19 protein-coding genes and 1 pseudogene are annotated in these 21,034 nt (G+C 60.2%); 9 read left to right on the top strand and 11 right to left on the bottom strand.

Annotation, left to right across the window (positions count from 1 at the left end):
• The 4 genes and pseudogenes from VN623_RS07405 to VN623_RS07390 all read left to right on the top strand — a co-directional run.
• Positions 1-340: pseudogene (locus tag VN623_RS07405) on the top strand (phosphoserine aminotransferase); the annotation flags it as partial.
• A 154-nt stretch (positions 341-494) separates the two neighbouring features.
• Positions 495-2,180, top strand: a complete 1,686-nt coding sequence (locus VN623_RS07400; protein WP_325569649.1) for a mucoidy inhibitor MuiA family protein — start codon at positions 495-497, stop codon at positions 2,178-2,180.
• Between the two features lie 97 nt (positions 2,181-2,277).
• A complete protein-coding gene (locus tag VN623_RS07395; RefSeq protein ID WP_325569647.1) occupies positions 2,278-3,570 on the top strand; it encodes an adenylosuccinate synthase in 1,293 nt (430 codons plus the stop codon).
• A gap of 261 nt (positions 3,571-3,831) precedes the next feature.
• Positions 3,832-4,755, top strand: a complete 924-nt coding sequence (locus tag VN623_RS07390) for an SH3 domain-containing protein (protein ID WP_325569646.1) — start codon at positions 3,832-3,834, stop codon at positions 4,753-4,755.
• 52 nt (positions 4,756-4,807) lie between these two features.
• Here VN623_RS07390 and VN623_RS07385 read toward each other — a convergent pair whose 3' ends face one another.
• The gene (locus tag VN623_RS07385; RefSeq protein WP_325569645.1) at positions 4,808-5,797 is read right to left on the bottom strand and encodes a diguanylate cyclase domain-containing protein; all 990 of its coding nucleotides are present in this window, start codon (positions 5,795-5,797) and stop codon (positions 4,808-4,810) included.
• Positions 5,798-6,477: 680 nt separating this feature from the next.
• Between VN623_RS07385 and VN623_RS07380 the strand changes: the two genes are divergently transcribed.
• Positions 6,478-6,852 (top strand): hypothetical protein, encoded by a 375-nt coding sequence (locus VN623_RS07380; protein ID WP_325569643.1) that lies wholly within the window; start codon positions 6,478-6,480, stop codon positions 6,850-6,852.
• Between the two features lie 39 nt (positions 6,853-6,891).
• Here the strand turns inward: VN623_RS07380 and VN623_RS07375 are convergent, their stop codons facing one another.
• The 4 genes from VN623_RS07375 to VN623_RS07360 all read right to left on the bottom strand — a co-directional run bounded on the left by VN623_RS07375 (position 6,892) and on the right by VN623_RS07360 (position 12,369).
• Positions 6,892-10,011 carry an efflux RND transporter permease subunit gene (locus VN623_RS07375; protein ID WP_325569641.1) on the bottom strand — a complete coding sequence of 1,040 codons (3,120 nt, stop codon included), beginning with the start codon at positions 10,009-10,011 and terminating at the stop codon, positions 6,892-6,894.
• Positions 10,012-10,070: 59 nt separating this feature from the next.
• A complete protein-coding gene (locus VN623_RS07370; protein ID WP_325569639.1) occupies positions 10,071-11,141 on the bottom strand; it encodes an efflux RND transporter periplasmic adaptor subunit in 1,071 nt (356 codons plus the stop codon).
• 217 nt (positions 11,142-11,358) lie between these two features.
• Positions 11,359-11,886 (bottom strand): N-acetyltransferase, encoded by a 528-nt coding sequence (locus VN623_RS07365; protein WP_325569637.1) that lies wholly within the window; start codon positions 11,884-11,886, stop codon positions 11,359-11,361.
• 39 nt (positions 11,887-11,925) lie between these two features.
• Positions 11,926-12,369, bottom strand: coding sequence for an NUDIX hydrolase (locus VN623_RS07360; RefSeq protein ID WP_325569635.1), 444 nt, complete (start codon positions 12,367-12,369; stop codon positions 11,926-11,928).
• Positions 12,370-12,482: 113 nt separating this feature from the next.
• On the opposite strand from VN623_RS07360, the gene VN623_RS07355 reads away from it, so the two are divergent.
• Entirely contained in the window at positions 12,483-13,388 is a 906-nt protein-coding gene (locus tag VN623_RS07355; protein WP_325569633.1) for a metallophosphoesterase, read from the top strand.
• Positions 13,389-13,743: 355 nt separating this feature from the next.
• Positions 13,744-14,835: a patatin-like phospholipase family protein gene (locus VN623_RS07350; protein WP_325569631.1), complete on the top strand. Its 1,092-nt coding sequence runs from the start codon at positions 13,744-13,746 to the stop codon at positions 14,833-14,835.
• Between the two features lie 16 nt (positions 14,836-14,851).
• Here VN623_RS07350 and VN623_RS07345 read toward each other — a convergent pair whose 3' ends face one another.
• Positions 14,852-15,643, bottom strand: a complete 792-nt coding sequence (locus VN623_RS07345) for a helix-turn-helix transcriptional regulator (RefSeq protein ID WP_325569629.1) — start codon at positions 15,641-15,643, stop codon at positions 14,852-14,854.
• Between the two features lie 207 nt (positions 15,644-15,850).
• On the opposite strand from VN623_RS07345, the gene VN623_RS07340 reads away from it, so the two are divergent.
• Complete coding sequence (locus VN623_RS07340; protein ID WP_325569627.1) at positions 15,851-16,234, top strand: lysozyme inhibitor LprI family protein; 384 nt, start codon at positions 15,851-15,853, stop codon at positions 16,232-16,234.
• A gap of 19 nt (positions 16,235-16,253) precedes the next feature.
• On the opposite strand, the gene VN623_RS07335 is transcribed toward VN623_RS07340, so the two are convergent.
• The 3 genes from VN623_RS07335 to VN623_RS07325 all read right to left on the bottom strand — a co-directional run bounded on the left by VN623_RS07335 (position 16,254) and on the right by VN623_RS07325 (position 19,156).
• Entirely contained in the window at positions 16,254-16,853 is a 600-nt protein-coding gene (locus tag VN623_RS07335; RefSeq protein ID WP_325569625.1) for a septal ring lytic transglycosylase RlpA family protein, read from the bottom strand.
• Positions 16,854-16,977: 124 nt separating this feature from the next.
• Complete coding sequence (locus tag VN623_RS07330) at positions 16,978-17,487, bottom strand: septal ring lytic transglycosylase RlpA family protein (protein WP_414653182.1); 510 nt, start codon at positions 17,485-17,487, stop codon at positions 16,978-16,980.
• A 697-nt stretch (positions 17,488-18,184) separates the two neighbouring features.
• Positions 18,185-19,156, bottom strand: a complete 972-nt coding sequence (locus VN623_RS07325; RefSeq protein WP_325569621.1) for a magnesium transporter CorA family protein — start codon at positions 19,154-19,156, stop codon at positions 18,185-18,187.
• Positions 19,157-19,375: 219 nt separating this feature from the next.
• Here VN623_RS07325 and VN623_RS07320 point away from each other — a divergent pair, with 219 nt between their 5' ends.
• The gene (locus tag VN623_RS07320; RefSeq protein WP_325569619.1) at positions 19,376-19,645 is read left to right on the top strand and encodes a hypothetical protein; all 270 of its coding nucleotides are present in this window, start codon (positions 19,376-19,378) and stop codon (positions 19,643-19,645) included.
• Positions 19,646-19,769: 124 nt separating this feature from the next.
• Here the strand turns inward: VN623_RS07320 and VN623_RS07315 are convergent, their stop codons facing one another.
• Complete coding sequence (locus tag VN623_RS07315) at positions 19,770-20,255, bottom strand: polymer-forming cytoskeletal protein (RefSeq protein ID WP_325569617.1); 486 nt, start codon at positions 20,253-20,255, stop codon at positions 19,770-19,772.
• A 237-nt stretch (positions 20,256-20,492) separates the two neighbouring features.
• Positions 20,493-20,843, bottom strand: coding sequence for a hypothetical protein (locus VN623_RS07310; RefSeq protein WP_325569615.1), 351 nt, complete (start codon positions 20,841-20,843; stop codon positions 20,493-20,495).
• Positions 20,844-21,034 lie beyond the last annotated feature (191 nt).

The following is a 21,034-nucleotide window of genomic DNA, read 5'->3' as shown; positions in this document are numbered from 1 at the left end:
CAACGCGGCGGCTCTTTATGACTGGATCGAGCGCACTCCTTGGGTCGAACCGCTGGCGATCGATCCGCTGACGCGATCGCATACGTCCGTTGCGATGCGCTTTGTCGATCCGGATCTTCTAAAGGCGGGTGACGCTGCGGCATTGAATGTTACGCGCGATATGGTGCGTGTGCTCGAAGCTGAGGGCGCCGCCTATGACATCGCGGCCTATCGCGGTATGCCCCCGGGGCTTCGTATCTGGTGCGGCACGACGATCGAAAAGAACGATATCCTGGCGCTCACTCCGTGGCTCGATTGGGCCTATACGCAGGCGCGGGCGCGCGTCAGCCTGGAAGCCTGATTCAATCGGAATTTTAAACATTACGGTTCCGTGTCAATGGCTTCCTCTTGCCTCCCGTATCGGTCATAATCGCTCCGTGCTCGCCAGCCGCCGCAAAATGGCCGGGCGTTTGCCGTTGTCACTCGCAACCGTCAATCAGCCAAAGGTCAGTCATATGCGTTTTGCCCTAGCGGCACTTCTTTTGGTCGTTCCGTGCTCGGGGGTATTTGCCGCCCAGGTGCCTGCAACCTCGATCGTCGATTCCGTGACCGTGTATTTATCGGGTGCGGAGGTGACGCGCCTCGCCAAAGTGAAGATCGAAAAAGGCGAACACACGATCATCATCGATGATGTGCCCGCGAGTGCCGTGCCGGGGTCGATCCGCGTCGAAGGTAAGGCCACGGGTAAGCTCGAGATCGGCTCCGTCGATACCTCGCGCAAGCTTCTGCAGCGCGCCGAAAGCCAGGCAGCGGATGCGATGCGGAAATCGCTCGAAGACCAGATCGAGCAATTGAACGATCAGAAAGCCGGGTTCGACGCGCAGGCGGAAGCGGCCAAGACGCAACAGACGCTGATTGGAAATCTTGCGGAGCTTCCGACGCGGCCGCTACCCCCGGCGGCGGCTGGGGCACCATCAAGCGGTGACGACTGGCCGAAGATTCTCGCCCTCATTGCCCAAGCGACCGGCGACGCCAGCAAACTCGGGCTCGAGGCAAAGCAGAAAATTCGCGACATCGATCGCAAGGTCAAAGATCTCGAAAACCAACTGCAGTCGTTAGCTCCGGCAAAGACGCAGCAGACCGAGGTTACGGTTCACGTCATCGCGCAGAGCCCGCTCGATGCCGATCTGACAATCCGCTACCAGGTGCCGGAAGCCCATTGGGCGCCGATCTACGACGCGCGGCTGCAAACGGGATCGAAGACGGAACTACCGAAGGTGAACCTTGCGCGTCGCGCCGCGATCACCCAGAAGTCAGGAGAGGACTGGACCAATGTTGCCCTGGAGCTTTCGACCGCGCGGCCATCCGATGGGTCATCAACCCCGCCGCTCGAGACGCAGTTCGTCGATTACGAACATCAACCCAGGCCCGTTGCCATGGCCGCGCCGAGTGCCGGTCTTGCGGCATCGAAGCGTAAAATGAGCGCCGAACCCGCGCAGGACACCGCCGAAGAAGAAGCGGCGACAGCCGTCTCCGAACCCGCGCCGGTTGAGGAAACTGTCGCGCAACTGGAAAGCGCGCCGTTCGAAGCGACATTCACTGTACCGGGACGAACAACGGTTGCGGGTAACGGCGAAGTCAAACGCGTGCTGTTGATGTCGGAGGATATCGAAGCGACCTTGAGCAGTCGTTCCGTGCCGAAGTTCGACCCCAACGCCTATCTCTATGGCAAGATCAAAATCGCGAAGGGTACGCCGCTGCTGCCGGGTCAAATTTATCTGTTTCGCGACGGCACCTTTGTCGGCGCCGGCGACATGCCGCTCCTTCAGCCCGGTGAGGAACACGATCTCGGCTTTGGGGTCGACGATCAAGTCAAGGTCAAGCACACGGTGCTCGAAGAAAAACGCGGCGAGTCCGGTCTGATATCGACCTCCCACGTCGACAGCCGCAATTACCGCGTCAGCGTCAAGAATTTGCACGAGCGGCCGATCGACGTGGCGATCCTGGACCGCATCCCGGTGTCGCAGAATGATGAGATCAAAGTCGAGTATACGGGCGTGTCGCCGACGACGCAGAACGTCGACGGCAAGCGCGGTGTTATAGCGTTCGCAGCGGCGCTCGAGCCCGACGAGGAAAAGGTGCTCGAATACGGTTACCGAATTTCGTGGCCTGCGTCGAAGTCGATCGTCTACGGGCCCTGAGAGGGCCTCGCAGTCCTCGAATCTCGGTTATAAACTCGGTGGTATTGACCCCATGGCCTCGGCGGACGCCGGGGCCAAGTCGTGAGAAGGTTTGAGAATGGCAAACGTCGTCGTGGTCGGCGCCCAGTGGGGTGACGAGGGCAAAGGCAAGATCGTGGATTGGCTCTCAGAGCGCGCCGACGTCGTGGTACGATTCCAGGGCGGCCACAACGCCGGGCATACGCTCGTCATCGACGGGAAGACGTTCAAGCTTTCGTTGCTGCCGTCGGGCGTCGTCAGACCGGACAAGCTCTCCGTCATCGGCAACGGCGTCGTCGTTGATCCTTGGGCGCTCGTCGGAGAGATCGCGAGACTGAGTCAGCAGGGCGTTTCGGTGACGCGCGACAACCTCCGTATCGCGGAAAACGCCACGCTGATCCTGCCGCTGCACCGCGAACTCGATCTCGTTCGCGAGGCGGCCGCGGGCACCGAGAAAATCGGCACGACTGGCCGTGGCATCGGCCCTGCTTACGAAGATAAAGTCGGACGCCGCGCGATACGCTTTCAGGATCTTGCAGCGCCGGCGACGCTTGGGCCGAAGGTCGATCGGATACTCGCCCACCACAACGCCTTACGTCGCGGCCTCGGTCAGCCCGAAATCGTGAAAGAGCAGCTCATCGCCGAACTCGTCGATATTGCGCCGAAGGTCTTGCCGTACATGGATGTGACGTGGGACCTGCTCGATCAGGCGCGCCGTCACGACAAACGCATCCTGTTCGAAGGCGCGCAGGGCGCACTTCTCGATGTCGACCACGGAACCTACCCGTTCGTCACCTCGTCGAATACGATCGCGGCACAGGCGGCAACGGGTTCGGGTGTCGGGCCTCGCGTCCTCGGCTATGTGCTCGGCATTGCGAAGGCCTACACGACACGCGTCGGGGCCGGGCCGTTTCCGTCGGAGCTAACGGACGCGCTTGGCGAGAAGCTCGGCGAGCGTGGTCACGAGTTCGGCACCGTCACGGGGCGCAAACGGCGCTGCGGATGGTTCGATAGCGTTCTCGTCCGTCAGGTCGCCAAGGTTTCGGGCATCGACGGGATCGCACTGACGAAGCTCGATGTGCTTGACGGCTTCGACACGATCCGTATTTGCGTCGGCTATATGCTCGACGGCGAGCGGCTCGACCGGTTGCCCGCGAGCACCGGCGCTCAGGCGCACATCGAGCCGGTGTACGAAGATTTCGAAGGCTGGTCGGAGTCGACGCAAGGGGCGCGGCGTTGGGCCGATCTTCCGGCGCAGGCGGTCAAATATGTGCGCCGTGTCGAAGAGCTGATCGAATGTCCCGTGACGCTGCTATCGACCAGCCCCGAGCGTGACGACACGATCCTGATGAAAGATCCGTTCTTGGGCTGATCTGCTCCGGCGGGGCTTTTTTTGTAGTTTCCAGGCGTTCCCGAGCAGAACGGGCCGCTCGGAAGAAAATTGCGATGTTCGTGGTTATCGTTCCTTCACACCCTTATCCTTAAGATAGGTGTCAAACCGCTTCGGTCCCTAAATCCTCTCACGTCGGGCGGCATCGAATCTCTGCCACACTCGGGTGGCAGAGATGGTTTTCCGACCACTTGGCGTTTCTTTTGACAGGGTTAGCGTTTGCGCCGGTTCGTCATCCTATTGATGAGTTGCTTCGTTGCCGGACCTCTGTCTGCGCAGCAGGTGCAGCTTACCGACGATGGCATCAAGACGGCCGTTTCCGGCTCTGTGCTCGAACTCGACACTCCCCTCGGCACCACCGTGTCCATTCGCTTCAACCGGGACGGTCTCATGTCGGGAGACGCCAAAGAATTGGCCTCTCTGCTCGGCGCTGCGACCGATCGCGGGCGCTGGTGGGTGGCAAGCAACCGGCTTTGCTACAAATGGTTTCGATGGTTCGATGCCGAAACGCGTTGCCTCGTCGTAAGCAGAGAAGCCAAGCGGATTTTCTGGCAAAGGGATGATGGCGAAAACGGAACCGCGACGATCGTAGAAGAGGGCCAGACTCTCGCGAAGCCAATGCTTGCCATTCCGGTCGCGACGCACGTGGCGGAGGTGAAGAAGAAAGAGCCGGATCGCAAGCTTCCGCCTCCGGCGAATAGGCATGAGCTCAAAGAAGCCGTTGCAAGCGCGCCTTTGGCCAATCGATCAAATGAACGCGGCGGTGCTCAGCCTGAGCAAGTTTCTCTTTCCACGCAGCTTGCGACGAAAGCCTCGATAGATTTGCCGCCGCTGACGAAACCTCGAAGCATGCCGATTAATGTGCCTGTGCCCCGGCTTGCAGTGCGGCCGAAAACGCATTTGGCAAAAAAGGTACTTGCGAGTTCTGCGAGGCCCGCACCTGCAGTGAAAAGCACGTCGTTTAAGGTGGCGGGCGTCGAACCGTATGATGTGCTGAATATTCGCAATGGACCTTCACAAGACCATGACTTGGTCGGAGAGATTTCACCGGCCGCCGGTGGCATCGTCATTACCGGGCGCTGTGTGGAAGACTGGTGCCCGATCCGGCATCGCAACGTAAGCGGCTGGGTCAACCGATATTATCTCGCCGAAGAAATTTCGCATTGATCTGACGGTCCGGCCGGATTTGTGTCCGTTATGCCTGACCTGGGCACCGGCTTCATTCGGATTGGAACGAATGTCCGGCCACTTTGTACAAAGCGCTGGAACGCGGCCGATGGTCGATATCTTCGCCGAAGATGCGGACCATTTTTCGGCCGGCGGCCTTCGCCGCATACAAGGCGGAATCTGCTTCGGCAAAGAGCTGTGAGGAATCTTGATGATACGACCGCTTCAGAATTGCGGCGCCGATCGAGGTGCCGACGTCGATAAGCAAGTTTCTCCATATGACGGGGCGGCACAAGGCACGCAAAGCGTGAGCAAGTGTTTGCTTGATTTCCAAGGATGGAAGCGGGCCGCGTAGGAGCACCGCGAACTCGTCGCCTCCAATGCGGGCGACCAGTATCGCATCTCCGAAAGCCCGTTGCAGCCGGATTGCGACCTGCCGCAGACATTCATCTCCCGCAGCATGGCCAAGCCGATCGTTGATCTCTTTGAAGTGGTCGAGATCGATGAGCGCAAGAGCTGCAATCGAGACGTCGTTGAATGCGTGCTTGCTGAGCTGATGGTAGCGCTCTTCGAATACGCCGCGATTGGCCAAGCCTGTCAGAGGATCGCACTCGGCGAGTTGCCTCAGGCGATCCCAAAGCTGCCTTTCATAAGTGATATCCTGCTTGGCGCCGAAAAGGCGAACGGGCCTTCCATGCTCAAACGCGACATCGGCCGTCAGACGCATCCATCGGTCTGAGCCGCGGCGCGTCTGAATATGCGCATCGAGCGTAAAGCTGCCGCCGCCCCTGATAGCTTCGGAGCGCATCCGTTCCATCTGCTGACGTGAATCGTCGTGATACAATTCGACGATCGCCGCCCTACGGACTGGCAAACCTCGCGGAAGTTCGAAGAGATCATAGACACCATTGGTCCAGGTCAGCTCACCCGTGTCCAGGTTGCATTCCCAAGCGCCCATCTTCGCAAGCTGCGAAGCCTGATCATATAGTCTCTTGAACTGTGCGATCGATCTCGTGTCGCCGGGCAACGTAGAGCAATTCATTTTGCAGACACATCAATCCAAATCGAACCAAGGCCGGATCGGTGGGATACTTGATGAGAAAAGTTAAATATCGATTGGACATGCACGCTCAATCGAGGGTGTATAACGTGCCATGATCACACCCTACGCGATCAATTTAACCGTCAGCGTGGTGATCATGTCCTACCGCTTGATTTTGAACTGAATAGGAAGCGCCAGCTCCACAGTTGCGCCGCCCATATCGTTAGGAGGTGGCGGCAAGGGGCTCGCCCGGGACAGGACGTCGAGTGCTTCTGTATCCAGAGGCGGCGCGCGAGCGTCGGCGCCAGAGCCTGCGGAAACTTGATTGTTGCCGAGTGTTGCGACCTTCGACCATTGCACGTCCATTCTGGAACGAGAGAATAAACAGCACGGCGCGTACACCGGCAGACGGCATCATGACACTCGCCGGATTGCAGAACGCCGCGGCGGCGATAGAAGGTTTGGGAGCCCGCTAATTCAGAAGGCACGTGAAAACCAATGCTGCGCTGCATTGAGCCGACATATCGAACGAATAGAAAATTGGAAATGTTTTGGTAAACGCTTCCCATAATCGTTTAGGCATATCGTGCGCTAGCGCATTGCGGCGCAAACACACTTTGTAATCGCCTTGGTCATAAACCTGAGCTACAAATTCCTGCGGCTCGATGGTGGAGATCAGTATGCGTAAAACGATGTTCGCATTGCTCGTCGCTGGTTCGGTCATATTGCCGTTGGGGTCAGTGACGGCCTCGGCTGGTCCGGCCAGTTTCCTCGGTTCCAACTTGCACGTCGCGCGTACCGGCAATTCCGTCAGCACGGTGAATTATTATCGCAGGTACGGCTACGATTGGTGTTGCGGGCCCCGGTACTATTCCAACTATTACTATGCCCCGCGTGGATACGGATATTATCTACCGCCCGCGGTTTATTACCCGCCTCCGGTCGTCTACTACGCGCCGCCAGTTCGCTATTACGCTCCACCGGTCGTGTATGAGCCCTATGACGATGTTTATTTCGACAGGCCCTTAAGACGCCGGTATTACGGCGGCTGGTGAATAGCGGCTCGGTTCGTTACGAACAGGCAGCGGTGGCGGCTAGCGCGGAGCCACCTGGAGTTCTTCGATCAGTCGCCGCGTCTCCTCGGCGCGTGGTTTTGAGAACGGCGCCAGGATGCGATAGGCGACGGGGATCAGGAACAACGTAAAGAGCGTCGCAAACCCAAGTCCTCCGATAATGACCCAACCCAAGGCGAGGCGTGATTCCGCGCCTGCCCCATGCGCCAAGATCAGAGGCAAGGCACCGAGCACGGCCGCCGACATCGTCATCGTGACGGGCCGGAGACGCGTGCGTGCGGCCTCCCGGATCGCGCTGTCGACATCGGCGCCCTCGTCACGTCGGATGTTGGCGAATTCAACGATCAGAATGCCGTTCTTGGCCATGACGCCGACCAAGAGCACAAGACCGATCTGGCTGTAGACGTTCATCGTACCGCCCGTCAGCTTAATCGCGAGCGCCGCCGCGGCAAGGCCGAACGGTACTGTGAAAAGAATGACGAGAGCGCTCGTCACGCTTTCAAACTGCGCAGCCAGGACCAGGAAGACGATCAGCAGCGCGATGCCGAAGACGAAGGCTGTGTTCTGCGTCGTCTCGGCAAGCGTCTTGGCCTCGCCCAGCAGCGTGATCGACATGTTCGGCTCAAGCACCGATTTCGCCGCGGCTTGCATCTGTTGGACCGCGTCGCCCAAAACGACGCCTTGATTGAGATCGGCCGTGATGCCGACCGATCGCTGACGGTCTTCGCGCCCGAGCGTCGGGGCTATCGCGACTTCCTTGATCGTAACGAGTGAAGAGAGCGTGATGAACTTGCCGTCGGCTGCCTTCACAAAGAGGTTGTTGAGGTCGGATGGATCGTTGATCGGGCGGCCACCGGCTTTGACCTGGATTTCGACGATGTCGTTGCCGATGAACAAGTCGGCGGCCTTCTGGTAGTCGATCATCGTGTTGATCAGGCTCGTAATCGTCGCGATCGGCACGCCAAGCTTGGTCGCCGCTTCCCGATCGATGCGAACCGAGAGCTGCGGCTGCGTCGTGTCATAGTCGGTTCGCGCACTTCTGAAGGCAGGCAACTCTTCAAGTTTGCCGATGAGCTTGACCGCCGTGTCGGAGAGTTTGTCGTAGCTCGGGCCGACGATGGCAAAGCGCAGACCCTGGCCGCCGCCGCGTATGCCGAGGCTGTTCGCGGTTTGCAGCAAGACCCTGAGCCCGGGGATATCCGCGAGTTTTTTCTGGAGCTCAGCTTGGATCTGCTGCTGCGTGCGCTTGCGGTCGGACCAGGGCGCCAGAGATGCGATAACTCTTGCGTTGTTGACGCCGCCGTTGCCGATTGAGCTCAATACGTCGGTGACTTCGCCGGTCTGCTTGTAGGCTGCCAGGACGTTCTCAACCTTCTGAGTCAGTTTCGACATGTAGTCGAGATTGCTGCCCTGCTGCGCGGTCAAGCGGATCTGGATGACGCCTCGATCCTCCGCCGGCGTGATTTCCTGTTTGAGCGATTGGAATGCGAACCAGCCGAGCGCACCAAATCCGAGGCACAGTAAGACGACCAGCCAGCGAAGCTTCAGACAGATCTCGACGATGCCCATGTAGAGATTCGACAAACGCGTTCCGAAGCGGCCAATCAGTCCGTGATCGTCGTGGCCTTCTTCCCCGGTGCCAAGTTTTGCAGCGAGCATTGGACAGACGGTCAATGCGACCACCGCCGAGATCGTCACGGAGAACGCCAGCACGAATCCGAATTCCGAGAACAGGTTACCGACGATGCCGGGCATGAACGAGACCGGAATGAAAACGGCAGCCAGCGTCGCCGTCGTCGCCATGACGGCAAACACGATCTCCTTTGTACCCAGAACAGCGGCCGCCCTTGGTCCGGCGCCCATTGCCCGATGCCGGGCGATGTTTTCGATGACGACGATGGCATCGTCGACGACGAGGCCGGTGGCGACGACCAACGCCAGAAGCGTCAGGATATTGATGGAAAAGCCGGCGGCCCAGATGGCGGCGAGGGTACCAATGAGAGAAACCGGAATAGAAATCGCCGGGGCGATGACCGCGCGGAACGAACGCAAAAACGCGAAGATGATCAGAATGACGATAGCGTTCGCGAGCAGGAGGCTCGTGATGACTTCCTTCACCGATTCACGAATGAACGTCGCATCGTCCGACGTGATCGCGATCTCGACGCCTTCCGGCAGCGACTTGCGCAATTCGTCTACCGCGGCGCGGACGCCGTTTGAAATATCGATGGTGTTGGCTTGGGCCGCCCGGATGATTTCGATGCCGATGGCTGTTTTGCCATCGAGGCGCGTCATCGCGGTGGCATCCTGGAAGCCCCACCGAACGAAAGCGACGTCCTTGACGCGTGTTTGCGCATTGATCTCGAGCGCGCTGACATCGTCGGGCGTTGCGACGGGCGCCTCGGCACGCACGAGCAACTGTTGCGTCGCGTTCTCGAGCGCGCCGGATGGCGTCGTAACCGCGGCCTTGCCGATCGCGGTAATGAGGTCTTCAAGGCTCAAACCTCGTGCCGCGAGTGCAACCTGGTTTACGCGGACCTCGATCGTCTTGGCTCGAAGGCCGTACGAATTTGCTGCAGCGACACCCTCGACGGCCGCCAGCTTGTCTTCGATGACGTTGTTGACGAGATCCGTTAGTTCGCCTTCGGACAGTTTTGTCGACGCGACCGACATTTGAATAATGGGCTGGGCATCGGCATCCGCCTTGATGACGCGGGGCTCGTCCTCCATGTCTTTCGGCAGCTGATTGACGACGCTGGCGACCGCGTCGCGAACGTCCATGGCGGCGGTGTCGAGATTTGTGCTGCTCGAAAATTCGATCGAAATGCGGGCCGAGCCAAAGGACGAATTGGACGAGATGCTCGTCACGCCCTGCACCCGCGACACGGCACTCTCGATAATGGCGGTCACCTGGGAGTCTATGCTCTCGGGCGTCGCGCCGAGATAATCGGCTCTAACGGTCACGACGGGCCGATCGACGTCAGGCAGCTCGCGAACCTCAATGCCCTGGTAGGCGGCGAACCCGGCTATGATGATCAAGAGATTGAGCACGAGCGCAAGAATGGGACGGCGCACGAAAATGCCGACCCATCCGCCGTCGTCGGCGTTCTCGGGTATCTTTTCCTCTTGTGCCGAGGTCATCACATCGCTCCTTCAGTGAATGGTCCAACGAGGCTCGGCCCGTCGGAAGCTCGACGATTTCAGGAGCTCTGCGGTCTTACAGTCTGGCCGTCGCGCAGCGAACTGCCACCCTCACTCACGACCTTGTCGTTGGCGTTCAACTTGGCGTCGAGGTTCACGAGATCGCCATCACGGCCGAGGATCGCGACGTTCACCCGTTCGACCGTGTTCGCCTCGGAGACGCGCCAGACGAACGCGCCCTGCCGGTCCCATTCGATCGCCAAGGCCGGCACAACCGGAGCGTCCTGGCCTGGGAGCTGAACCGAAATCGAGAAGGTCGAGCCAGGGATCAGTTTCAAATCGGAGTTGGGAATTTCGGCGCGCACCGCGAGCGTTCGAGATACGGGATCGATGCGGGTGCCAACGGCCTGAATCGTTCCGTTATAGACTTCGCCCGAGCGCGTGATCAGATTGGCGCGGACCGGAAGCCCGACCTTCATCGAGGGTGCCACTGACTCGGGAACGGTGAACTCGATCAGCAGCGTCGAACGATCGTCGATGGTCGCAATGGGAGAGCCAACGGCGAGATAGTCGCCGGCTTGTAAGGTCGACAGCCCCATTATTCCCTTGAAGGGTGCCTTGAGCGTCATCCGTTCGAGATCGTCGCGGGCTCGGCGGAGGGCCGCGTCGGCGACCTTGAGTGCCGTATCGGCCTCGGAAATCGCCACCTTGGTAATCGTGCCGGGATTCAGCTGCTTGTACCGTGCGACAGTATCTGCAGCCTGAGCGCGCTGTGCTTCAGCTGTTTCGACAGCGATCGCTTCGGTATCGGCATTGAGCTTGACGAGGGCCTGATTGGCTTCGACGAGCTGGCCACCTTGGAACAGGACTTCGGTAATGACGCCCGCTGTCCTGGTCGTAAGGGTCACCTGTTGGCGGGCGCGGCCGGAGCCGACCGCCGCGACGCGTTCATTCATGCGCTGAATTTTGACTTGTGCGAGCGTGACGGCCGGCGCGCTATTGCCGCGAGCGCCGGCACGTTGAGCCTGCGCCTCGGAATGGCCAAAGCAAATCGAGACGGAAAAGAGGGCCAGCACCAATCCCGCCGTGCGGAAAGGAAACTTTCCGCCGGGCGACCAGAATTCGCTCATAGGTCAGTCCCCCCAACAATCCCGTTCGTTTTCTATCACGTCCAATACCGGTCGAATTCCGGCATGCTCAGGTCGAGAACTTCAGCCGCCCGTAAAATCCGTCGGTCAATCTATTGCGCCATTGCGAAGTTATCTACTCGGCTCGTTGAAAAAAGCGAGCAGGCGATGGCTATTGGCCTGATTTACGTAGCTGAATGCGCCGCAAGCCGCGCGATGTTCATCGGGAGCCTGCCGCGGGCGCCTTGGATGGCTCGGCGACGACGAGACCGCGATAGGAGGCGCACGCGCCGTCTTTCAATTCGCACGCCAAAATACGCGCCGGGTTGACCGGCCCGGGAAAAACAATCTGTCCAACCGGCACGGGCTTGAAGCCGAAACGACCGTAATAGGGTTCGTCACCTACCAGAACGACGAGTGCCGTGCCGCTGCTGCGCGCGGCCTCGAGGGCCTGGATCACGAGGGTTGTGCCGACGCCGTTCGCGCGGTGTGCAGGCTCGACGGCGACCGGTCCGAGCAACGCCGCGCCCGTTGTGCCTCCGATCGCGATTTCCGTCATCCTAAGCGAAGCGACAAGTTGGCCGCCCAGTTCGACGACGAGGCAGAAACGCGAGAGATGGCCCTTGCCTTCGCGCACCCGATAAGCCGATCGCGCGAAGCGGCCCGGCCCAAAGATCCGAGCGTGCAGCTTCGAAATCTCGGCGATGTCGGCGGGCAGGGCTTTGCGGATGACGAGAGACGGGGACATGCGAGACGCGCTTCGTGCAGCTGAAGGTCGGGCGGGCTTCTAGCACACTTCCGAGGGCGTGCGACCCTCGAGGATGTGGCTGATTCGCACTGCCGTCTCAGCCTCGATTTCGGGCGGCAATCCGTCGAGGCGAAAGAACGCCTCCGTCTCGAGCGAAGCGGGCGCTACCTGTTGCCAGTGCTTCACGACGAAAAGCCCGGTCTGCTGACATCGGGAACTGTCGGTCTCGGTGTAAATCCAGAACAGTTTTGGCTTGGATTTAACTTCGATGCCATGGATCATCTTGAGGCAGCTCTCAAGCGCTTCGCCGAGCGTTTCGCCCTTTCGCACGGTCGCGCAAGGCAGAGACCAGCGGCTCTGGTCTGCGTTCTTAACCAGCATCACCCTGTTGCCCGCATCGACGACGCAGGCTTCGGCGCCGAGTTTCAGGCCGCGCGTAAGGCGCCAATAGCTCTGAAGGACGCGTGCTGCAATACGGGTCAAAAGCAACGCGCACTCCCTTAATCTACTGCTTAGATATTTGAACGTGTCACGAGCGTGCTTTGTAGCACATTGTGCTACGTTGCGCGGCCCGACCTCGTGCGCTGTCCCACCAGATGACTGAAACCTTCACCCTCGCCCATTTTTCCGACGTGCACATGTCGCCTATTCCGGGCGTCGCTTGGCAATATTGGAATGCCAAACGCCTGTTCGGCTTTCTCAATTGGCAGCGCTCGCGGCGTCATGTCCATAGCGTTGCAGTTGCCGATCGTTTGATCGCCGACGCGCTGGCGCTCAGAAGCGATCACATCGCGATCACCGGCGATCTGGTAAATCTCGGGCTACCTGCAGAGCACGAGGCGGCGCTGGTCTGGCTAACGAACATCGGGCCGCCGGACAAGGTCACGGTCATACCGGGCAACCACGACATCTATTCGAGCATGCGCGGAGACCGCGGCGTCGCCCGGTGGGCACCCTATATGGGTTGCGAAGAGGACACACTGGCCTTCCCGTTCATCAGGCGCGTCGGACCGCTGGCACTCGTCGGCCTGAATTCGGCCGTCGAAACTCCGCCGTTCGTTGCGAGTGGCCGGTTGGGACCGCATCAGCTCGAGATCGCGCAGGAGCAGTTTGCCGAACTCGGCGAAGAGGGCGCAATTCGCGTGGTCCTCATTCACCATCCTCCGTTGGCCAGTCTCGACACGCCGAGACGTGGTCTCAAAGATGCGGCCCACCTGAGGCGCCTGCTCGAGCGAGGCGACGCCGAACTCGTTCTTTATGGGCACAACCATAAGCCGACGGTGACTTGGCTACCGACGCTCGGCAAACCGGTGCCGCTCGTCGGCGTGGCTTCGGCATCGGCCGCAGTCGCACATGGCGACGAACCGTTGGCACAGTACAATCTCTTTACGTTTTTCAAAAATCCGGATGGCTTGCGAATTCGCCACGTCGTCAGAGGGCTGTCGAGGCCAGATGGTCCTGTCACAAAAATCAGCGAATCTTTCCTCGACGCATCATCGTGAAACGTACGAGCGCACAAGCGAGCGTGCATAGGTGTCATACACTTCGCGAAGCGGCCATTTGCCACGCAAAATTTGTGCATTTCGTAATCACAGCGCCGGAAAATTTGCACGATGGCCGGATCTCGCAGTGCCGTCGTTCAACGCTGATGCTGCTTTGTAACAATCGCGCAGATTGTTTGGGAATCCGTAACTAGGTGTGTGTGGCATTTGGCATTGATGCTTTACGAATGAAGCTGAGATGAAGTGGACGTCGTTGTGCCGCGGGCCCCTGACATGAGCCTGCCGCCACCGCTAGGCAAAAGCAAAATGCACTAGCCTATGGAATCGATACGCAGCGCGCGGGGAGCAATGCGGTTTGCCAAAAATTGTAGACATCAATCTCGCCCTTCAGGGCGGCGGCGCTCATGGCGCTTTTACCTGGGGCGTACTCGACCGTCTTTTAGAAGACGAGTATTTGCGATTCGGCTGGATCAGCGCGACGAGCGCCGGTGCGGTCAATGCGGTTGCGCTCGCGGCGGGCCTTGCGGAAGGTTCGCGCGAAAAAGCGCGAGAGAAAATGTTCAAGATCTGGCAGGCCATTCACAAGGCCGGCGTTCCGGATCTGACGTGGCTCAATCCTTTTCTCAACGGCCTCGTGCGTCCGTCGCAACTGACAACGCACTTCGCGACGATGTTGTCGCCTTATGAATTCAACCCTCTTGGTTTCGATCCGCTGCGCCGGTTGCTCACCGACAACGTCGATTTCGATCTGATACGTTCGAAATCCCCTGTGGAGCTGCTGATCGCCGCAACACATGTTGCAACCGGCCGAGCGCGGCTTTTCCGTCAGGACGAAATCACGGTCGAGACGGTGTTGGCGTCCGCCTGTTTGCCGGTCTTGCACCAGGCCGTCGAGATTGAAGGAGCGGCCTATTGGGATGGCGGGTTTTCGGCAAATCCCGATCTCATCACGCTCGCCAGCGAAAGCCCGACGTCCGACACGCTGCTCGTCATGGTGGCGCCGCGCGTCAACTCCAAACTGCCGACGACGGCGCGCGATATCTCGAACCACGCCAACCGGCTGACGTTCAACGCGCCGCTGTTGCGCGATATCGAGGTCATCACCGCCGTGCGCGAAACGTCCGGGGCGCTGCTTGCAAAGGGACGCTTGGCGCCGATCTGCCGGCATCGCTTCCATCTGATCGACGGCGGACCGATCACCGGCACGCTCAGCCCCGACACGACGGTGAAGCCCGATTGGGACATGATCACGTATCTGCACGGTGCCGGCCGCGATCACGCCGAGAAATGGCTGGACGTGGCACGCTCGGCGGTCGGGCGGCTCGAAACGGTCGACCTCGCGAAGTACTTCTTCCCGCCGGTCGAGGATGGCGTCGTGTTTCGCCCGGCGGTATCGCCAAAGCGCACGGTCGCCAGACGCAGCGTTGCCGGCCGGCACGCCAAGTAATCGAGGCGTCCGATAATCAGATCACAAGCCGCGCGTAACCTTGCTCGATCGTTTCGTCGAGCAACCGTTTATACTCAGCGTAGGCCCGGTTTTTAGGGGTGATGTCGCCAAGGGCTTCGGCCTCGAAGCTCTCTCGCCGGGCGTAGACGATCGGCGTCGCTACCGGGATGAATGTGGCCCGCTGCTTGTTCAGCGTTGTGATGATGCCTCGCATCTCGCCGGCGCGGTCGAGTTGCGAGACGACGACCATGCGCATGGCCCCCTTGGTCAGCGATACAAGGTGGATGAAGCTCGACGATGCCGGAATGTAGAGGCGGCCACGGTGCGCGTAGGGTGCATCCGGCCGGTCGCGCTCCTGAAAAAGCAAGCTTGGCCAATCGGGATCCCAACTGATGTCGGTTCGGTAGGCGACGATCGTATCAGGCAACGTAAACGCCCGCCTGAGCGTCAAGTAGCTGCCGATGTAGTGATCGACCGCGGCGCTCGAATAGGCGCCCATGTAAACGGGCGCGACGCCGCCCGTGTTTCCCTTCAATTCCAACGGGCCGTTTGCGACCGCAACCGACTCTCCATGCCAGGCGTCCCGCAGTCCGTGGAAGTCGAGGCCAAGCACCATGCAGACATCGAACAGCGTCTGATCGCGGACCGACCGGCCGCCAAGCATGTTCTGGATCGTCTTCTCGTGGCAGTCGGCGGTGTCCGCCAATTCTGCCTGCGTCAACTTCTTCTCGACCATAGCCGTTTTGATGCGGTCGAGGGCCTCGGCGCGAGTGGTCGCAGGCGCAAGAGGTGCTGTCGCTTTTTTCATGGGCCACGCGAATGAGGGACGGGTGCGTCGATGCCGGAAAATACCGATTTTTATCCCTCGACGGCAACCGGAATTAGGACCCAACTCGCGGCTTCGGCGTCTTGCCGGACGATCGTGGCTAATGGGCTGATGTTTCCTGCCGGCGAACGGCATTCTCCAATCTCCACCACGGGGTGGGTTCAAGCGAGACCGGGAGACACGGGCACCATGACTGACAGACAGAATTTGAAATCGGCCGCCACGCGTTGGGGCGCCGTCGCGATGACGCTTGCCGCAGTGCTCAGTCAGAGCCAGCCAGCCGCCGCAAGGCAGTTCGATTGCCGCAACGCGGAAGCCGCGTCGGAGCGGATTATTTGCAGGAACGACACATTGGGCGCGCTCGACGAGCAGATGAGCCGGCGCTACGACGAACTGATGCAGGCCTATGACACCGAGAGCCAGCGCAAGGCGCTACGCAACTATCAGCGCCATTTCCTCGCGGTCCGCGATGACTGTGGCCGCGACGCGAGCTGCATAAAAGGCGCCTACCTAGATCAGATCAGCGTTTTGGAAGCCCGTCTCGAAAAAGCGTACAGCCGCAGCGAGCGATGACAAGAATGGGGCGGCCGCTTTACCGGCCCAAAATTTCGAGGCGAACCTGGGCCAAGCCGATCCTGGTTATGCCGAGGTTTTCCGCCGCCCCCTCAGACAAGTCGATGACGCGGCCCGGCTTGAACGGTCCGCGATCATTGATGCGGACGACGACGCTGCTGCCGGTATCGACCCGGGTAACGCGGACGCGGGTGCCGAATGGCAGCGTCCGATGGGCGGCGGTCATGGCGGACGGATCAAACCGTTCGCCGGTCGCCGTCACCTCGCCTTGTCCGTAGTAGGATGCGAGGCCGGTCACGCCGTGCCCGGCGCCCGTCAGGCGGGGACCGCGCTGGGCGTCCGGATCTTGCGGGCGTGCGGGAGGGCTGATCGAAGCATGAGCGATGCGCATTTTGGCGGCGCTGAGCGAAATTGCGGTCCAAAGCGGGTCGCGGGCAGGAACGCCGGCCTCTGGAGACACTGCCGTCTGCCAGGCGCCGACCGGAGTCGGCGGGCGCTCCGATGTTGCGGCAGTGGCGAACGCCGCCTCCGTCAGCGACTGAGCGCCGGCGGATCCGGAAACGGCCGTGATCGCGGCCCCCAAGACAACGACAAAGCTTACGCAAGATCCTCGGCGCACGCGGCTTTCCCCCCGGAAATCCCCCTGATCCTCTATTCGGTAATTCGATTCGGTGGCAGCAAAACGTCCGGAGGCGCCGAGTTTCCCCGACGCCTCCAGAAATCCCGCGATTTGGGTTACGGGTTTAGCTTCGTCCCAGAATTTCCAGCGAGACGTTTGCGACGCCGGCACCGGTCATGCTGATGGCCTGCGCGGCGCCCCGCGATAGGTCGATGATGCGACCGCCGACGAACGGTCCGCGATCGTTGATCGTGACCACGACGGACCGGCCGTTCGAATGGTTCGTCACGCGTACGCGGGTGCCGAACGGAAGCGTGCGGTGAGCGGCGGTCATGCCGTTAGGGTTGAACCGGGCGCCCGAGGCCGTCTGTTGGCCCTGCCAGTAGTAGGAAGCCTTGCCGCTATAGCTGCCGCCGGCAGAGGCGACCCTATAAGACTTACGGGCTCGGCTGGGAGCTTCGGCGTAGTTGCGCCGATACGACCTGGAAGCGACCTTGGATCGCGAAGTCCTGTGTGCGACCCGAGACTTCACGGCTCTGTGAGAATACCCGGACCTGGACGTTTGATGTGCTGCGGGTGCCCCACAAACGTATGCTGGACCCTGGCATGACCAAGTGGCCGCATCTGCCGGCATCACGCCGGCCATAAGTGCTGCAGACGCGAAGGCAGCGATGGCAATATTCGTCGAACGCATAGTGCACTCCTTTTTTCAAAAGGAGCAGCAGTGGTCCGGGTCGAATGAGCGTTTCCCCCGCCCGCAGCCACTTAAGGCACTGCAGGTCAACCGCCTCGGTGGCGGCACAGTAAGTGTTGAGAGAGATGGCCCGTCTAGCATGTGACCCGTCACAGAACTCCAGAACCCAGTTCTTCTGCTGCCCTGCTGACTGGGGAGTTCCCCCGTCCTGGCGGTGCACAACGAGCATTACCGGGTAGGGCGGTCAACCTGCTGCTCCCAACGCATTTTAACCATATTTCCCATCGAATTGAAAAATATAAACTTTTATCCATGCACCTTTGGGTTGCGCGACGCCACGCCGCAGAATGGAACTCGGGAGCGGTAACATTCCGTGTCAGATCATTTCTATTCCGGATCAATTGACTACCGCGCTGCGGGAACGATTTATGTCTGTACACTGTTATTTAAATGCTCAACGACAGCAAAATGCACGTCAGGCGAGTGCCGCCTCGCGAATTGAACCGAGCGTTCGCTGACTGCCCGCGCCGTAGTTATGCAGACGTAAGCGGCTCGCTCGGCAACCGATCTGTACTTTGAGTTTTCTCCGCGGCTTCTCCGGCGATGCACGCCGACAGCTAAGAGCCTAGCCGGTCGCCTACAGCCAACCCTTTTTGCGGAAGTAAAGGTACGGCACGAGGCCAGACACGAGCATCAGTCCGAGCGCCGCCGGATAGCCAATCGACCAATCGAGCTCCGGCATGTGCCGGAAGTTCATGCCGTAGATCGAGGCGACCAGGGTCGGCGGCATCAGCATCACTGCCATCACCGAGAAAAGCTTGATGATCTGGTTCTGCTCGTTCGAGATCATTCCAAGCGTCGCGTCGAGGAGGAACGTCGTTCGGGCGGACAGAAAACGAAGACTTTCCATCAGGGACATGATGTCGTGGCCGGCGGCTTCGATGCGGGCCAGGATCCGCTTGTCGTCTTTCCGCTCGCGCACGGCGTTGGCGAAGTACAGCACGAGCCGGTGGACGGACATGGCGCTTTCCTGGGCTCTCGCCGTCACGTCGCCCTCCCTGCCGATCGTTTTCAGGAGTACGTCGAGGCGACGGTTGCGTGAGGGCTGTCCAGCGCCCTTCTGGCCGAACACTACGGGCGCCATGCGCTCGACTTCGTCTTGTACGCGTTCAATCAGATCGGCTTCCCGCTCGATCAGCATTTCGATGAGGCCGATCATGATCCCGGCGCCGGTGGCGCAGGCGGTGTCACCCTTGGCGGCGCGCGCCACATAGAGGGGGAAGGCGCGCGGGTCGGCATAGCGCACCGTCACCAACCGGGTCCCGGAGAGGATGAACGTGATCACGGATGTCATCGGCACGTCTTGCGAGCTGTTGTGCAGGATGACGCCGGTCATGTAGTAAGCGCCGTTCTCGGTATAGAACCGGTTTGACGCCTCGATCTCGCGCATTTCCGAGCGGGTCGGCACTTCTATGCCGAGCGCCTGCTCGATGGCCTTGTCCTCGTCCTCGGCGGGGTTTTGCAGGTCGATCCAGACGCTGGTCGAAAGATTGCCGGTTTCATCCCGCGGCTTCAGCTTGCCGCCAGCGGCGTCATAAACCGTTATCATCGGCAGACCTCCTCGGCGTCATGCGTTTCACAGTAGCGCCAATTTAAGAAACGCAGATTTCGGCGGAAACCCATTTCACGACGTTTCGGCATAGGCAAGACGGCCGGGCAGGAAAAGGCGTATATAAAGCGCACGTTTTTCAAAGCCCGAGTCTGGGTGACGTGAGGATTAAATACCATGATGCAGAAATGCACTGCGATAGTTTGGGCAAGCGCGGCATTGGCGTTCGTAGCAATCAGTGGTGGCGCCGAGGCCAAGATCGCCTGTTCGAACGGCTACCAGAATGTTCAGGGGTCGTGGCTCGCGACGCCCTACTGCCAGGATGACCTCGTCGCCAAAGTCGCCCGCCAGTATGGGATGACCACTTCAGCCGCCGCTATCCGCAACAATCCGAATTACAAGCGGCAGGTTTGCCGGCTGGTCGGCCAGGACATCCGGATCAAAGACTCGTGCGATCTGGTCAATCCGCACGGCCGTGTGCCTTTTTAGAGTAAACGCGAACGCTCATGGTCCGTGGGATCGACGGCCGGAAAACGACGATGACGTTCGCAGGTTGCGAACGTCATCTGATATCCACGTAGCCGATTAGCCGGCGCGTCGATTAAGCTGCGCCTCAGCTGAGATCGGGGGTTACCTCGGCCGGGTCCTTGGCGCGACGGACGCTGCCGTCGAACTGGGCGCCCTCGTCGATCGACAGCGTTTGCTTGACGATATCGCCGTCGACGCGCGACGTTGCATTGAGGTTCACGGAGGAGCCCTTCAGCGCCCCCTTGACCTCACCCTGCACGATGATCATGCGTGCCGTGATGGTGCCGTAGACGCTACCCGTATCGCCGACCGTAACGCTTTCGCCGTGCACGTCGCCTTCGATGTGTCCGGCAATGAGCAGCGATCCCTTGGTTTTAAGGACGAGCTGCTGGCCCGAAATCGTGATGTCCTGCCCGAGCACCGAGGTCGGCGCATCAAGGCCCGAAGCCGACTGATGCACACCCGACGTGAAAAGCGGCTGCGCCGGTGGCTTTGGCGGAAGAGAATGTGGTGTGATGCTTCTGACTGGTTCCATTGAACGCGGATCTGGCGTTGCTACGCGGTTGAACATGAACTTACCCCCAAATCAAAACTGTTATCGCCGGTCCCGCAAGCGCGTTTGAAGCACCGTAGTTTGTGGACATTATGTCCAAGTCAGTCATACCGCGCCAGCGTCGATTTCTTTCTCCATCCAAGACCGGGCCCAACGGCAGCGGGTCGCCACGCCGTCGTTGCCGGCTGAGAAAAGAAAGCGGGCCGCTCGAAAGCGACCCGCTCGTGTTTTTCCGCAATTTTATTTTCTGGGGCTTCAGCGCGGCACCCAGAGGTCCACAAACGGCGCCACGACATGGTGGCCGCGACGGCCGGAGTAGACGTGCGCGAAGGGCGCATCGACCACGGTGTGACGGCCGGTCTCGACGCGCGTGAATGGCGCGTCGACGACTTCGCCCCGACGATAATGTCTGTGGTGATAGCGCCTGTAATGACGATCATACCAACCGTCGTCCCGCGAATCGTGCTGGACTTTGACAACTGCGGAGTGTGACGAGGTCATTGCATGTTTAGCGACCGGCGTGGCGTCGGCGCCGGAAATCGATGTGATCGCAACAGCGCCGACGGCGGCGACGATCGCCGATGCCGAGCGGGGAAATGTCGTCATGACTGGTACTTTCCGTTTTCGTTCACGTTGCGCGGAAAGTAGAAGCCTGGGTGGCGCAGGACAACCTTTGAGGGCCCATCCGCGTCGGGATGCGACACTTATGCTGGAAATGAGCCAAGCCTGGACCTCTGAAAGCGGCGGGTTTGCCGATCAGACGAAACGTTCGTCGCGTCCACTGAACGAAATTTGCG

Origin of the sequence: Hyphomicrobium sp. (assembly GCF_035572195.1) — a bacterium.
In the GTDB taxonomy this organism is placed as follows: Bacteria; Pseudomonadota; Alphaproteobacteria; order Rhizobiales; family Hyphomicrobiaceae; genus Hyphomicrobium_B.
The sequence above is the reverse complement of the archived record's forward strand: the minus strand, read 5'-3'. Positions and strand labels throughout refer to the sequence as shown.